Here is a 13,959-nt window from a genome sequence, read left to right on the forward strand (position 1 = left end):
TTATTCCTCTGCAGCGGCCTCTGCAGCTTCGTCCTCATCGGATGCACCACCGCCGAGACCGGCCGGGGCTGCGATGTTGGCGATCACGAAGTCACGTTCGATGACCGGTTTCACGCCAGCCGGCAGGGTCACGTTGGAGATGTGGTACACATCGCCAATGTTGCCGCCGGTGATGTCGAGGGTGATTTTTTCCGGAATGTCGGAAGCGGTCACGATCAGCTCGACGTCGGTACGGACGTGGGTCACAACGCCACCGCGTTTGATGCCCGGAGCGGCCTCTTCGCCGACGATTTCGACGGGGATGAAGAGGTTGATGCGGGAGTTGCGGTGCAGACGCATGAAGTCGACGTGAGTCGGAAGGTCTTTCACAACGTCACGCTGAACGCCGCGGCAGATCACGCGGACGTCGTCCTGGCCTTCAACTTTGAGGTTGAAGAGCGTGGACAGGAAACGGCCTTGTTTCAGGCGCTTCAGCAGCTCGTTGAATTTGATGTTGATCGGAAGCGGTTCTTTGTCATCACCGTAAACGATCCCCGGAACCAGACCGTCGCGACGAGCCTGACGAGCGGCGCCCTTGCCTGTCCCCGTACGTTCCAAGGCAATAAGATCAGGAATCTCACCAGCCATTTTGAATTCTCCATAAATAGGGCGGGACTCCTCCAAGGCTGTAGTCCCGCGTGAAGTCGTGGCCTTACACGGGAATCGGTGAAATGGGAAGGCTTTTGTTGCCAGGGCCGCATGGTTTCCCGCAAAGGGGCCTCTTGGGGGGCTTTGCCTTGGTGGCGTGAAAAATCTGTTGTGTCCAGCGGACCATCCCTCTTACCTGTAAAACAATTTCTCAAAGCGCTTTGAGAATCCCATAAAGACTTCCATCGGGCCAAATGCAGAGGATCAAACCATGTCACAATCTCTCCTTAAGGCCATCACCGTTTCCCGTACGCCTTTGGCGGCTCTGGGGGCGACTGGGTTTCTGTGGGGCACATTCGCGGCCATGGTGCCCGTGGTCAAAATGCGCGCCGAGGCCTCGGATGCCGTCTTCGGGCTGGCGCTTTTGGGCTCGGCGGCAGGCGGTATGTTGGCCATGTATCTTGCTCCGGCGCTCAACAAAAAACTCGGGCGGCTGGCCTTGCCGGTCCTTGGCCTGTGCTCGCTCATCGCGTTGCAATTGCCGGTTTTGGTGACCAGCCCCTTGAGCCTGTTTCCCGTCATGCTGGTTTTGGGCATGGTTGTAGCGAGTTTCGACGTGAACGCCAATTTGCGGATTTCCAGCCTTGAGGAGCAGCACGGCCTTCATCTCATGAACCTCAATCACGCGATGTTTTCCCTCTGCTTCGGGATGGCCTCTCTGGCGGTCGGGGCGATGCGCGCGCGCGGGATGGCGCTGGAACAGGTGCTGCCGCTGATGAGCGTGGTGATTTTTGCGGCGGGGATTTTGACGATCGAACGTCGGGGCTTTGTCGCGGAAGACGAGGATCAGAGCCCGACGCCCGATAGGCTGCCTTGGCGGGCGATCCTGTTGATCGCTCTGATGATGTTTGTCGCCTTCGTGAGTGAAAACACGGTGGAGACTTGGTCGGCGCTGTTTCTGGAACGCGAATTGGGCGGCGCGCCGGGGCAGGGGGGATTCGGGCCTGCGATGCTGGGGTTTACCATGGCCGCGTTTCGACTGGCCGGGCAGTTGACGACGGAGCGTTTGGGCGAGCGCCGCGTGATCTTTTGGTCGGGCCTCATCGGCATGTGCGGCGCGGTGGCCTTGTCTCAGGCGCCGACACAGGGCATGGCTTTGCTGGGGATCGCGCTCATGGCCACCGGGCTGGCGGTGATCGTGCCGACGGCGACCTCGCTTTTGGGCAAGCTCAGCCATCGCAGGCAACGCGACATGGCCATTTCCCGCGCTTGGATGATCGGTTTTGTCGGCTTTTTCGTCGGGCCGACCTCGATTGGCTATCTCTCCGAACATTTCGGATTGCGTGTGGCCTTTCTGGTAGTGGCAGGGCTCATCGGGTTGATCCTCCCGGCGATTCTGAGCCTGCCCACGCGAAAAGACTGAGGCGGCACAGAGGCCGCCTCGTCATTTGGCGTTAGGCCCAGCGTCCGGCGAAATCTTCCGGCACACGCAGGATGTCGCGGTCGACATCCTCGATATGTTTGCGCCCGCAAAGGGCCATGGAGATGTCCATCTCCTTATGAATGACTTCGAGCGCCTTGGTCACACCAGCTTCGCCCATGGCGCCGAGGCCATGCACAAAGGCGCGGCCGATATAGGTGCCTTTCGCGCCCATCGCCATCGCCTTGAGCACGTCCTGACCGGAGCGAATGCCGCTGTCGATATGGACCTCGACCTGATCGCCCACAGCGTCCAAAATCGGCGGCAGCGCGCGGATTGACGACAGCGCGCCGTCCAACTGCCGCCCGCCGTGGTTCGACACGACGATGGCATCGCAGCCGACCTTGGCGGCCATGATGGCGTCTTCCGGCTCCATCACCCCCTTGAGGATCAGCGGCCCGCCCCACATTTCTTTGATGGCTTCGATCTTACCCCAGTCGAGGCGCGGATCGAATTGTTCGGCGGTCCATTTGAACAGCGACGACGGATCGTCGACGTTTTTGGCGTGGCCGACGATATTGCCAAAGCTGCGGCGTTTGGTCTGGAGCATTTCAAGCCCCCAACCCCATTTCGTCGCCAGATCGGCGATCACGGGAGGGGTCAGTTTCGGCGGGGCGGAGAGGCCGTTTTTCAGGTCCTTGTGGCGTTGGCCGAGGATTTGCAGATCGAGCGTGAGAACGAGGGCGGAGACACCTGCATCCTTGGCGCGCTGGATGATGTTTTTCAGGAAGTCCTGATCGCGCATCACATAGAGCTGAAACCAAAAAGGCTTGCTGGTGTGTTCCGCCACATCCTCGATCGAACAGATCGACATGGTCGAGAGCGTGAAGGGGACGCCGAATTTCTCCGCCGCTTTCGCCGCTTTGATCTCGCCATCGGCACGCTGCATGCCGGTGAGGCCGACGGGGGCCAGCGCAACCGGCATGGCCACGTCCTGGCCGATCATTTTCGTGGCGGTGGAGCGGCCTTCCATATCAACAGCAACACGTTGGCGCAGGCGGATTTGGTCGAAATCCGACACATTCTCGCGAAAGGTCTGCTCGGTCCAGGACCCGCTTTCACAATAGTCGTAGAACATCTTCGGCGTGCGCCGTTTGTGCAGCCGCTTCAGATCGTTGATGTTGGTGATGACCGTCATATCACTCTTCTTTGCCGAATTGGTTTGATTGCATAACCAATTCGCACAAATTTCGAGGCACTCCAAGGCGCAATTCGAAAGGCGCCAAGGCTCTGTCTTCAGGGGCTCCGCTCAGAGCGCCATGAAAATCTCGAGCGTTTCCACCAATTGCAGGTCCATATACTCGATGCTGAACGACAGCTCCGGCAGCAGGGCGGGGAGTGCGGCCTGATTGCTTGGGTTGATCAGAGCATAGAACAGGGGCTCAAGACCTACCCAGCTTTGCCACGTGTTGAAGGCGGCTTGCTCAAGCGCGGGGACGGGCGGCGCATCGGATTGCGCCGGCCGCGTAAAGGTCAGGTTGAAGATGTTCTGATTGAAGGTCGAGAGGTCCGTCGCCAAGTCTTCGCGACGGGAGGTACTGGCCTCCTCAGCTTGATCGAGATAGATCAGACAGGCGTCCTTCCCCGCTAGTTGCAGCAGCCGACTTTGATCGCCAGCGGTGGCAATGAGGCGGCTGCGCATCAGGTGGTCAGGGGGCAGTTCGACCGAGGTTTTCAGCTCCAAAGATTGCGCCACATTGCGCCAAAGCTTTTCGAGCGACTGGGATTTGAACGTGAGTTTCAACACCTCCTCATCCTGCATTCCCTCCGCCAGAAAAGCCGCCGCTTTCTTGTCGAGCCCGTTCCAGATCATTTCAGCGGAGCCGAGCTGGGTCAGGATGTTGCCATTGCTGATCGGGGCAATGCCGCGCGCGGGATCGCCCTCTTTGAGCGCCATAAAAGCGGCCGCGACTTCGCGCCGCGTGTCGGACACCAGAGTGCGATTTCGCGGTACATCGATGCCGGCCTGCACAAAACACATGCTGCGGACGAGACGATGCGCAAGCGCAGTTTGACGTCCGATCAATTGAATTTGGCGTTCATAAACGGCGGCATTGGATGCGCTCTCTGTGTCGGGTTCTGCCGCAATCAGGCAAACCGGCAGTAGCCCGAGGGTCAGGATCAGAAGGAGGAACTTACGCAATGCGGACATGAGACTCTCGGCTTTTAGGTGGCCAGAGACTCCGTGATTCTCCTTTCCATAGGATTAAGTCGCGCTATGGGGATGAAAAAAAAGCCCGCCAAAAGCGGGCTTTTTCAGTCTCGTGATGTCAAAACGCGATCAGGCGTCCCAGGCCTTGTCTTCGCCGCCAAGCCCGCCGATCTGCACGCGGGTCGGAAGACCCATCTTGTCGAGCAGGGTAAAGAACGGTTTCGGGTCCAGTTCCTCGACGTTTTTCATCGTGCCCGCGTCCCAATCGCCAGAGGCGATGAGCATCGCGGCGGCCACCGGCGGCACGCCTGCGGTGTAGGAAATGCCCTGCGAGCCGACCTCGTTATAGGCCTCTTTGTGGTCCGCTACGTTGTAGACGAAGACCTCGAAATCTTTGCCATCCTTGGTGCCTTTGACCAGATCGCCGATGCAGGTCTTGCCCTCGTAATTGGGCGCCAGAGAGGAGGGATCGGGCAGCACGGCCTTGACCACTTTCAGCGGCACAACTTCGAGGCCTTCGGCGGTTTTCACCGGCTGTTCGGACAGAAGGCCGAGGTTTTGCAACACGGTGAAGACGTTGATGTAATGCTCGCCAAAGCCCATCCAGAAGCGCACATCGGCCTGCGGATAGTTGGTCGCGAGGCTGTGCACTTCATCGTGGCCCGACTGATAGGCGCGGCAGGTGCCCACGACCGGCAGGTCCCAATCGTGCCCGCTCTCAAACATTTTCTTCTCTTTCCACTGGCCGTCTTCCCAATAGTAGACGACGCCGGTGAATTCGCGGAAGTTGATCTCCGGGTCGAAGTTCGTGGCGAAATATTTGCCATGCGAACCCGCGTTGATGTCGACGATGTCGATCGACTTGACCTCATCCATCATGTCGATGGCAAAGCGCGCGTAGGCGTTCACCACCCCCGGATCGAACCCCGCGCCGAGGATGGCGGTGACGCCCTTCTCGGCGCAGAGATCGCGTTTCTTCCACTCGTAGTTGCCATACCACGGCGGGGTTTCGCAGATCTTTGTCGGGTCTTCGTGAATGGCCGTGTCGATATAGGCCGCACCCGTCTCGATACAGGCGTCGAGCACAGTCATGTTCACGAAAGCGGAACCCACGTTGATCACGATCTGAGCGCCGATTTTCTCGATCAGGGCGGCGACGGCTTTGCTGTCCATCGCGTTGACCTGATGGGCCTCAAGAACGCCCTCCTGTTTCATCGCGGCCTTGTCCCGGACCGACTCAAGGATCGCTTCGCATTTCGAAAGCGTCCGGCTTGCGATATGAATTTCGCCAAGCACATCGTTGTTTTGGGCGCATTTATGCGCGACGACCTGAGCGACGCCGCCGGCGCCGATGATGAGTACGTTCTGTTTCAACTGTAGAGACCCCCTTATCGTTTCGGGTGGTGAATGGAGCAGCGCTTAGCCAAGTGCTGCGACGAAATCCTCGTAACCGAAGTCACGCACCAGTTTGACGGAGCCGTCGAGTTCGCGAATGGCGATCCCCGGCATCTTCACCCCGTTAAACCAGTTCTTTTTAACCATTGTGTAACCGGCTGCATCGTCGATGGAGATTTTATCCCCGATTTCGAGCGGTTTGTCGAATTTGGCATCGCCAAAGATGTCGCCCGCCAGACATGTCTTGCCCGCGATCTGATACTCATACGTGCCGTTTTGCGGTAGTTTCGCAGTTTCGCGGTAGATCAGCAGATCGAGCATATGGGCTTCGATGGAGCTGTCGACGATGGCCACCTTTTTACCGTTGTCGATGATGTCGAGCACCGAAACCTCGAGCGTGGTCGATTTGGTGATCGAGGCCTCGCCGGGTTCCAGATAGACCTGCACGCCCATCGCGTCGGAGAAAGATTTCAGCCGATCCGCCAGCTTGTCGAGCGGGTAGTTTTCGCCGGTGAAATGAATGCCGCCGCCGAGAGAGACCCAATCCAAAGTTTTCAAAAACGAACCAAAATCGCGTTCAATCCGGCTCAATTGCTCTGAAAAGAGGACAAAGTCATCATTCTCGCAATTATAGTGGATCATCACGCCATTGATGCGGTCGGAGGCCATCTCAAGCCGTGCCATGTCCCATTCGCCCAGACGCGAAAAGGGCCGCGCCGGGTCGGCAAGATCAAAGCCTGAGGTCGAGAACCGCGGATTGAGGCGCAGGCCGGTGGCGATGCCGCGGGCCTTGTCGCCGAAGCGGTCGAGTTGGCCCAGCGAGTTGAAGATGATCTTGTCGGCGTAGCTCACCGCCTCGTCGATCTCATTGTCGGCCCATCCGACGGAATAGGCATGGGTTTCCTTGCCGAATTTCTCGGCCCCAAGGCGCAATTCATAGAGCGAGGACGACGTGGTCCCATCCATGTAGTCGCGCATGAAATCGAACACGGGCCAAGTGGAGAAACACTTGAGCGCCAACAAAGCCTTCGCCCCGGAGTTTTCCCGCAGCCAGGCGATTTTTTCCATGTTCGGAAGAAGGCGCGCCTTGTCGATCAGGTAATACGGCGTCTGGATCATCTCATTCCCCCAACGGGCCCCCAAAGGTCAAAAAGGAACGGCTTTAGGGGGCTGCACTTAGGGCGATTCAACCGATGAGGCAAGAAAAACATCGGCAATAAAATGTGACAGTTTTCTGAGAAGCTGCGCGGACAAGGGCGACGAAAACCTGATGCTGTGGTCCGCGGGGCGCGCTTGACCGGGTGCCCATGGTTGCGATCCTGAGCCTCATGCGCGATCCGGGAATTCCCTTGAGGTGCGCCGCCCCCATATGCCCCCCATATGCCCTCATTTGCCGCTGGTCGGCGAGACGCTTTATGAGGGCAGTCGCTTTCTCAAGTTTCGGTTGGCAACAGGCTGATCCCTTCGTCACGCAGGAGCGGCGCGAGATCGTCCAGCGTCCAGAGCTCATTGATGTGATGCACGCCGCAGTCTGTCCGTCCCGCAAGCGCCAGGGTGACGAAGACCGCCACGGCCGCAGTGATCTCCGCCTCTCGCCGCCCGTCGAGCAGGCGCCAGCGTTCTACATCCTGCCCCTCAATCCGGCCACGCAGCTGAACTGCAACGGCGGCGCGATCCGAACCGATCCGCAGATGGCTCAGGCTCCAGTGCAGCAGGCGACGGCCAATGGGGCGCCGCGCAAGGGTGGCCATCAGGCGCAGGCTGCTGCGTGTGATCAGTGGCGAAATCAACGCGAGCCGGGTTGCGGCGTTTGTGTGCCCCTGACGGCGCAACACATGTTGATCGGCAAAATCGAACGGGATGCTGAGGACTTCGGGCACATCGGAGCCGGGGCGCAGCCTTTCGATCTCTCCCGGCGACAGATCGCGCAGGTTGTCGAGCGTCCAGTCGATCGCCGCCGCGCCATGGGCATCGCCGCCGCTCAAAAGGACATGGATGCGCAGGAGATCGACACTGTCAAAACCGACACAGGCGGCTTCTGCCAAGAGCGTACTCAACCCCGGAGCCAAGCCGACGGACAGCACGGCCAGCCCGCCGTTTTCGCGAGCCAAAGGGTCCAGATCTTCGATCCGACGCAAAACGGCGTCCGTCGCGGAGATGTCGATATAGCGCAGCCCACCTGTGAGAACGGTGCGGGCAAAGTCGGCATCGGGGGCGTCGATACAGGTGATCACCGTGTCGATGCCCATAAGCGCCTTGTCCCAGCTGGCCGGGTCATTCAGATCAACATGCGTGGCGGCACAACCGAGCTTTCGCGCCAGATGTGTTGCTTTTGTCATGTCGCGCCCGCCGAGGTGCAGGCTTGCTGCGCCTGTCGCCAGAATCCGCGTCGCGATCAAACGTCCGACGTGCCCGGTGCCGCCGACGATCAAAATGTGGTTCATTTGTCTTGCCTTGTCTTTCACTGGTCTTCCCCGCCATGTTGGGCGGAACGGCCACAAAGCATGGCGACTCATCACTCACCAAACGGGAAGCGCCATGACGACCTCCGATTCCTCTTTCGCACAGTGTCCGACCCGGCCTCCGGGGCCGGAGAGCTGTGGGGCGGAGGACTGGCTCGCCTTTCTTGGTCACCGCTGGAATGCGATGATCCTTTGGCACTTGAGCGAGGGATCGCTGCGCTATGGCGCTTTACAGGACCGTTTGCCGGGGATTTCGCCGAAGGTGCTGAGTGAGCGGCTTGCGGGGCTGGTGGCGCGTGGGTTGGTCACGCGTCAGGAGGTGCGCGCGGCGCCGCCTGAGGTGCATTATGCGCTGACCCAGAAAGGCATAGAGCTGCGCGAGATCATCGCACAGCTCTATGAATGGGCTGAAAATTCAGAAGCCTAAAGCGTCACGCGCGATGCGCGCCATCCGCCAAGGACTTCACATAGGCTGCAACCTCTTCGACCGATTTGCCTTCTGCGATCTCGCTGACGATGGCTGAGCCGACCACGGTGCCGTCGGCGACCGCGGCGATCTCTTCGGCCTTTTCCGGTGTGCGCACGCCAAAGCCCACGATCACCGGCAGGTCGGTCTTGGCCTTGATCCGCGCCACTTCCGGGGCGACATCGGCGCCCGACGCGGCGGCGGCCCCGGTGGTCCCGGTCACCGAGACGTAATAAACAAAGCCGGAGGTGTTTTGCAGCACGGTCGGCAGGCGTTTGTCATCGGTCGTGGGGGTTGCCAGACGGATGAAGTTCAGCCCCGCTTTCTGTGCCGGAATGCAGAGCTCGTCGTCTTCCTCGGGCGGCAGATCCACGACGATCAACCCGTCGATCCCGGCCTCGACCGCATCGGCCAAAAACTGATCCACGCCATGCGAATAAATCGGGTTGTAATAGCCCATCAGAACGATCGGCGTGGTTGTGTCGGTTTTGCGGAATTCTTTCGCCAAGCCGAGCGTCTTGTTCAGCGTCATGCCCTGATCCAGCGCGCGTTGACCGGCCAGCTGAATGGTCGGGCCGTCGGCCATCGGATCGGTGAAGGGCAGGCCCAGCTCGATGATGTCGACACCGGCCTCGGGCAGCGCCTTGACGATTTCGAGAGACTTCGCCTCATCCGGATCGCCCGCCATGACATAAGCGACGAAAGCTTTCTTTCCGGCGGCTTTCAATTCGGCGAATTTGGCGTCGATACGGGTCATGTGGCGGCACTCCATTAGCTTGCGCAAAAGGGAGTGCAACAAATGCGGGGCAAGAGCAAGGGGGCAGCGCGTTTATCGCGGCCTCAAAGGGTTCAGAGGCTCAGGCCAGCCTCAACCTGCCGGTTTCGCGGGCGTGGTCATGATGATCCAACTTGTGCCGAACCGATCCACACACATGCCAAAGCCCGGCGAAAAGAAGGAGGGACCATATTCCATCGTCGGCACGCCGCCCTCGACCAAAGCGCCGAAAATACGCCGCCCGTCGGCGACCGTGTCGGTGGAGACGGTGACGGAGACCGAAGATTGCGGTTTGGACGCGACATGCGGCGGGTAGTCCGAGGCCATGAGATCGCCATAGGGCGACATCAGCGCGGCATGCATGATGGCTTCGGAATGGGCGTAGCCTTCGGGCGCCTCGGGCATGTCTTTGTAGCGCATGAGGTCGAGATCGCCGCCCAACACCTGGGCGTAGGCGCGCATGGCCTCTTCGCAATGGCCTTCGAAATGCAAATACGGTGTGATCATGACAGCCTCCCCATCATTTCTCCTGACATTTCATCTGTCAGGATACGCCTGTTGCACGATTCCCGCAAAGCGCGGCTTGCGCGAGGCTGCGTTGGGCCTTAGACAGCCTAGGACTTTCGAACAAAGGAGGCCGCAATGGGCTTCAAGATGGGCATCGTCGGTCTGCCGAACGTGGGCAAATCGACGCTTTTCAATGCGCTGACCAAAACCGCCGCGGCGCAGGCGGCGAACTTTCCGTTCTGTACCATCGAGCCCAACGTGGGCGACGTGGCGGTGCCGGACCCGCGTTTGGACAAGCTGGCAGAGATCGCCGGCTCGAAACAGATCATCCCGACACGCATGTCTTTCGTCGACATCGCGGGTCTGGTGAAAGGCGCCTCCAAGGGTGAGGGCCTCGGCAACCAGTTCCTGGCAAATATTCGCGAGTGTGACGCCATCGCTCACGTCGTGCGCTGTTTCGAGGACGGTGACGTGACCCACGTCGAGGGCCGCGTCGATCCGGTGGACGATGCGCAGGTGATCGAGATGGAGCTGATGCTCGCCGATCTGGAAAGCATCGCCAAACGTCGCGCCAACCTTGTGCGCAAACTCAAGGGCAACGACAAAGAGGCCAAGCTTCAGGACGATCTTCTGGCGCGCGCGCAGGCGGCTCTGGAGGCCGACAAACCGGCCCGCACCGTCGAGATCACCGAGGAAGAGCGCAAGCAGTGGAACATGCTGCAACTTCTGACGCAAAAGCCGATCCTTTACGTCTGCAACGTCGAGGAAGAGAACGCCGCCAAGGGCAACGCCTTCTCTGACGCGGTCGCGAAAATGGCCGAAGAGCAGGGCGCAGGCACCGTGGTGATCTCCGCCAAGATCGAGGAAGAAATTTCCCAGCTCGAAGGCGACGAAGCCGAGATGTTCCTTGAGGAACTGGGTCTGCACGAGGCCGGTCTCGACCGTCTGATCCGGGCGGGCTACGAGCTGTTGCACCTTGAGACCTACTTCACGGTCGGCCCGAAAGAGGCCCGCGCCTGGACCATCACCAAAGGCACCGCCGCACCGCAGGCCGCCGGTGTGATCCATGGTGACTTTGAGCGTGGCTTCATCCGGGCTGAGACCATCGCCTATGACGATTTCATCGCCTGCAAGGGCGAAGCTGGCGCGAAAGAAGCGGGCAAGATGCGCGCCGAAGGCAAAGGCTACATCGTGCAAGACGGCGATGTGATGCACTTCCTGTTCAACACCTGATCGGGGTTGCAGCGAGATTTGGAAAGGCGGTCTTCGGGCCGCCTTTTTCGTTTAAAGCCGGTCGAACACCGATCCCATGCGCGGCGCAAACAGCCGCTCATAGGTCTTGAGCAACGCTGCATCCGTCATGCTCGCCACATAGTCGCAGATCACCCGCAGATCGCCCTTGGCCTCCGCATAGCGTTCCTGATGATCGCGGGGCAAAAGCCGCTCGGGATCGGAACAGAGCGCCTCAAACACAGAGACCACCATTTGCTGGCCCTTGAATTCGAGCTGCTGCACGTTGGGGCTTTTGATCACCACTTTGAACACCAAATCCTTCAGCGCCTTCAACACCGGACGCCGCGCGGCGGGCAGGCTGGCGCGATAGCGTAGGAGCGGTTCGTTGAATTCAGTCACTTCGGTGTATTCGACGGCGGTGATCAGATAATTCACAAACCGCGAAATAAACCGCTTGCGGGTGTCGCGTCCGCCGAACAGCCCGTCGAGCATCTGGCCGTAGACGTCATTGCCGAACTCCTCGCGTTTGTTTTCCTTCAACCAGTCAAGGAAATCGCCAAGGGTTTCGGCGGGCGCATGCGCCACAAAGTCCTCGCGCGTCAAAAGCGTGAGCGCAATCGCGTCCTCCAGATCGTGCACCCCGTAGGCGATGTCATCGGCCAGATCCATGATGCTGCAATCAAAGGATTTATGCAGCGCCTTGCGGTGTTTCCCGGCCTCCACTGGCCCCATGGCACAAAACGCCGCGCGGTCTTCGGGCGAGAGCGGTGACAGCACCCACTCGACCACGTCTTGCTCGCTGTCGAGGTAACATTTGGGCGGCGTTGAGGCCTCCGTGTCGATGAGTTTGAGCGTGTCGGGGCCGTCGCTCAATTTGGGCCTAAGCGCGGAAGTGCGGGCTTGGGTGTAAGAAACCGGGTATTTCAACAGGCCCAAAAGGCTGCGCCGGGTGAGGTTGGCACCGCTCTGCGCCGAAAAGCTTTCCAAACGTGACAAAATACGCAGGCTTTGACCATTGCCCTCGAAGCCGCCCGCTTCGCGCATGCAGTAATTCAGCGCCACCTCGCCGCCGTGACCAAAGGGCGGATGGCCCAGATCATGCGAACAACCCACGGCATGGATCATCGAGCGATCCGGCAGATGGGCGGTGGCGGGATGTAGGGGAAAGCTTTGCTCCAACTGCCGCGCCAGACCTCCGGCGATCTGCGCGACTTCCAGAGAATGCGTCAGACGGGTGCGATAGAAATCGCTGTCGCCCAGATTGAGGATCTGCGTCTTGCCCTGAAGTCGCCGAAAGGAGGCGGAATGGATCACACGGGCATAATCCACATCGCCCGCACCGCGCGCGTCTTCGGAATGTCCGCTCCATGTCTCTCTGCGTTCAAGCCACATCTGCGCCTCCTCGTGGTTTGCGCGCACCATATGGGGCACGACGCGGGAAGGCCAGATGGGGAAACCCCGGAGCGACGGGGAGGCCGCTCCGGGGCAGTAATTATTCCGCCTTCAAAAACTCGGCGACGTCGAGAAGGATCATCTCGTTGTCGTCAACCCGGCCTTGCTGGCGACCGGTCGAGAAGGGGTAGTTGTTGTCATTGGCGACGACGATGGTGGTTTCATCGACACGATCCACATCCTCGATGGTGAAATAGGGGAAGGTGTAGACCCCATCCATCGTGCCACGCGGCGCGATGCCGTCCGGGTCCTGAATGTTCATCAGGTCGATATAGGCGATTTTCTCCAGGACATTGTTCTCATCCATCCGCTCCAGATCGATGAGATAGATGCGTTTGAACATCGCCGGTTGCTCGGACCAGCCCTCGCGCGGGTCGCCTTGGAAGTTGTCGCGCTCGATGATCAGGCCACGGGTGCCTTCGATCAGGTTGAAATCGCCGATGGCATGGTTTTCGTCCTCAAGCGGGAAATAGCGCACCGTGTCGGCCCATGCACCGGTCTCGGTGGACAGCTCGAACATCGACAGAACCGGCTTGCCGCCGACATGTTTCTTGCCACCGGTTTCCGGGTCATAGACCGGCTTTTCCAACAGCGGATAAAGCGTTTTCATATCCTCGGACAAAGCCATGCCCTCATAGCCGCCGGAGCGGTAGGAGACGACGGTCTCGGGCAGGGCGCCGCCGGGGTTCGGCGTGGCGACAAAGAAGTTGTCGGGCGATTGGATCAATTGGCCGCCCGGCTCGGTCGCCAGCACGCGGAGCACTTCGCCCGCGCCGTTCACTTCGATGATCCACGGACCGAATTCGTCACCGATCCAGAAATTTTCACCAACCGGCTGGATGGATTCGAGATCGAAATCCGCGCCCGTGAGCGTGCGGGCCTCGGTGGCTTCGTTCATGATCGGGAAGGGGACGACGTGGTCCGGGTCGGACAGTTGGATCGTTTTTTCGATGCCAACGCGACCGGTCTCCCAATCGACTTTGACGATGTTGAACATCAGGACGATGTCCGACGAATTGGCTTTCGTGCCAAAGCCATTGTCCGTCAGCACGAGGAAACGGTCGTCCCCCATGGACCGGATGCCGGAAAACCCCTGAAGCGGCTGGCCGGGGAAGGGCAGCGACAGGCCGGTGGCCTCTTGGAAATTGCTGTAAAGCGCCTCATTGCGCGCGCCATTGGTGAAGCGGCCGGAGGTATTGTAATAGGCAGAAGCGCCTTCGGGGGCGGGAACAAAAGTGTGGCCGGAAAGCTCGGCTTGGGCCTTGAGCGTGGCGGGGAAGGCCTCTTGGGCTTGGGCTGCGCCGGCAAGCATGAGGGCCGCAAGGGCTGCACCGTAAACGGTCTTGGTCATGTCACTGTCCTGTGTGTGATGCGTTTCTTTTGCGCTCGGGCACCCATGCGGCCCAAAGC

The 13,959-nt window shown here is 59.8% G+C and carries 13 protein-coding genes; 3 read left to right on the forward strand and 10 right to left on the reverse strand.

Annotated elements, in window-relative coordinates; genetic code table 11:
• Complete coding sequence (locus tag LC094_RS10700) at positions 1–627, reverse strand: 50S ribosomal protein L25/general stress protein Ctc (protein WP_226552735.1); 627 nt, start codon at positions 625–627, stop codon at positions 1–3.
• A 271-nt stretch (positions 628–898) separates the two neighbouring features.
• Here LC094_RS10700 and LC094_RS10705 point away from each other — a divergent pair, with 271 nt between their 5' ends.
• Positions 899–2,050, forward strand: a complete 1,152-nt coding sequence (locus LC094_RS10705) for an MFS transporter (RefSeq protein WP_226552737.1) — start codon at positions 899–901, stop codon at positions 2,048–2,050.
• 31 nt (positions 2,051–2,081) lie between these two features.
• On the opposite strand, the gene LC094_RS10710 is transcribed toward LC094_RS10705, so the two are convergent.
• From LC094_RS10710 to LC094_RS10730, 5 genes are all read right to left on the reverse strand, one after another.
• The gene (locus LC094_RS10710; RefSeq protein ID WP_226552739.1) at positions 2,082–3,245 is read right to left on the reverse strand and encodes an alpha-hydroxy acid oxidase; all 1,164 of its coding nucleotides are present in this window, start codon (positions 3,243–3,245) and stop codon (positions 2,082–2,084) included.
• A 111-nt stretch (positions 3,246–3,356) separates the two neighbouring features.
• On the reverse strand, positions 3,357–4,259 hold the full coding sequence (locus tag LC094_RS10715; protein ID WP_226552741.1) for a hypothetical protein: 903 nt from the start codon (positions 4,257–4,259) through the stop codon (positions 3,357–3,359).
• Between the two features lie 129 nt (positions 4,260–4,388).
• Positions 4,389–5,633 (reverse strand): saccharopine dehydrogenase family protein, encoded by a 1,245-nt coding sequence (locus LC094_RS10720; protein ID WP_226552743.1) that lies wholly within the window; start codon positions 5,631–5,633, stop codon positions 4,389–4,391.
• 45 nt (positions 5,634–5,678) lie between these two features.
• Positions 5,679–6,773, reverse strand: coding sequence for a carboxynorspermidine decarboxylase (nspC, locus tag LC094_RS10725; RefSeq protein ID WP_226552745.1), 1,095 nt, complete (start codon positions 6,771–6,773; stop codon positions 5,679–5,681).
• Between the two features lie 314 nt (positions 6,774–7,087).
• A complete protein-coding gene (locus LC094_RS10730) occupies positions 7,088–8,098 on the reverse strand; it encodes an NAD(P)H-binding protein (protein ID WP_264186454.1) in 1,011 nt (336 codons plus the stop codon).
• A 94-nt stretch (positions 8,099–8,192) separates the two neighbouring features.
• Here LC094_RS10730 and LC094_RS10735 point away from each other — a divergent pair, with 94 nt between their 5' ends.
• Positions 8,193–8,543 (forward strand): winged helix-turn-helix transcriptional regulator, encoded by a 351-nt coding sequence (locus tag LC094_RS10735; RefSeq protein ID WP_226552749.1) that lies wholly within the window; start codon positions 8,193–8,195, stop codon positions 8,541–8,543.
• Positions 8,544–8,547: 4 nt separating this feature from the next.
• Here the strand turns inward: LC094_RS10735 and trpA are convergent, their stop codons facing one another.
• Positions 8,548–9,339, reverse strand: coding sequence for a tryptophan synthase subunit alpha (gene trpA / locus LC094_RS10740; RefSeq protein WP_226552751.1), 792 nt, complete (start codon positions 9,337–9,339; stop codon positions 8,548–8,550).
• Between the two features lie 111 nt (positions 9,340–9,450).
• Positions 9,451–9,864, reverse strand: a complete 414-nt coding sequence (locus LC094_RS10745; protein ID WP_226552753.1) for a VOC family protein — start codon at positions 9,862–9,864, stop codon at positions 9,451–9,453.
• 135 nt (positions 9,865–9,999) lie between these two features.
• Between LC094_RS10745 and ychF the strand changes: the two genes are divergently transcribed.
• Positions 10,000–11,097, forward strand: a complete 1,098-nt coding sequence (gene ychF, locus LC094_RS10750; RefSeq protein ID WP_226552761.1) for a redox-regulated ATPase YchF — start codon at positions 10,000–10,002, stop codon at positions 11,095–11,097.
• A 51-nt stretch (positions 11,098–11,148) separates the two neighbouring features.
• Here ychF and LC094_RS10755 read toward each other — a convergent pair whose 3' ends face one another.
• Together LC094_RS10755 and LC094_RS10760 are read right to left on the reverse strand one after the other, a co-directional pair.
• Positions 11,149–12,489, reverse strand: a complete 1,341-nt coding sequence (locus LC094_RS10755; RefSeq protein ID WP_264186455.1) for an anti-phage deoxyguanosine triphosphatase — start codon at positions 12,487–12,489, stop codon at positions 11,149–11,151.
• 100 nt (positions 12,490–12,589) lie between these two features.
• Entirely contained in the window at positions 12,590–13,900 is a 1,311-nt protein-coding gene (locus LC094_RS10760; protein ID WP_226552765.1) for an esterase-like activity of phytase family protein, read from the reverse strand.
• Between the last annotated feature and the right edge of the window lie 59 nt (positions 13,901–13,959).

Origin of the sequence: Celeribacter naphthalenivorans, assembly GCF_020524585.1 — a bacterium.
Taxonomy (GTDB): Bacteria; Pseudomonadota; Alphaproteobacteria; order Rhodobacterales; family Rhodobacteraceae; genus Celeribacter; species Celeribacter naphthalenivorans.

Excerpts from the sequence above, each read along its gene's own strand:
- LC094_RS10755 (WP_264186455.1), bottom strand. The coding sequence starts at position 12,489 with ATGTGGCTTGAACGCAGAGAGACATGGAGCGGACATTCCGAAGACGCG.
- LC094_RS10760 (WP_226552765.1), bottom strand. The coding sequence starts at position 13,900 with ATGACCAAGACCGTTTACGGTGCAGCCCTTGCGGCCCTCATGCTTGCC.
- LC094_RS10735 (WP_226552749.1), top strand. The coding sequence starts at position 8,193 with ATGACGACCTCCGATTCCTCTTTCGCACAGTGTCCGACCCGGCCTCCG.
- LC094_RS10745 (WP_226552753.1), bottom strand. The coding sequence starts at position 9,864 with ATGATCACACCGTATTTGCATTTCGAAGGCCATTGCGAAGAGGCCATG.
- LC094_RS10705 (WP_226552737.1), top strand. The coding sequence starts at position 899 with ATGTCACAATCTCTCCTTAAGGCCATCACCGTTTCCCGTACGCCTTTG.
- ychF (WP_226552761.1), top strand. The coding sequence starts at position 10,000 with ATGGGCTTCAAGATGGGCATCGTCGGTCTGCCGAACGTGGGCAAATCG.
- LC094_RS10715 (WP_226552741.1), bottom strand. The coding sequence starts at position 4,259 with ATGTCCGCATTGCGTAAGTTCCTCCTTCTGATCCTGACCCTCGGGCTA.
- trpA (WP_226552751.1), bottom strand. The coding sequence starts at position 9,339 with ATGACCCGTATCGACGCCAAATTCGCCGAATTGAAAGCCGCCGGAAAG.
- LC094_RS10700 (WP_226552735.1), bottom strand. The coding sequence starts at position 627 with ATGGCTGGTGAGATTCCTGATCTTATTGCCTTGGAACGTACGGGGACA.
- LC094_RS10730 (WP_264186454.1), bottom strand. The coding sequence starts at position 8,098 with ATGAACCACATTTTGATCGTCGGCGGCACCGGGCACGTCGGACGTTTG.
- LC094_RS10710 (WP_226552739.1), bottom strand. The coding sequence starts at position 3,245 with ATGACGGTCATCACCAACATCAACGATCTGAAGCGGCTGCACAAACGG.
- nspC (WP_226552745.1), bottom strand. The coding sequence starts at position 6,773 with ATGATCCAGACGCCGTATTACCTGATCGACAAGGCGCGCCTTCTTCCG.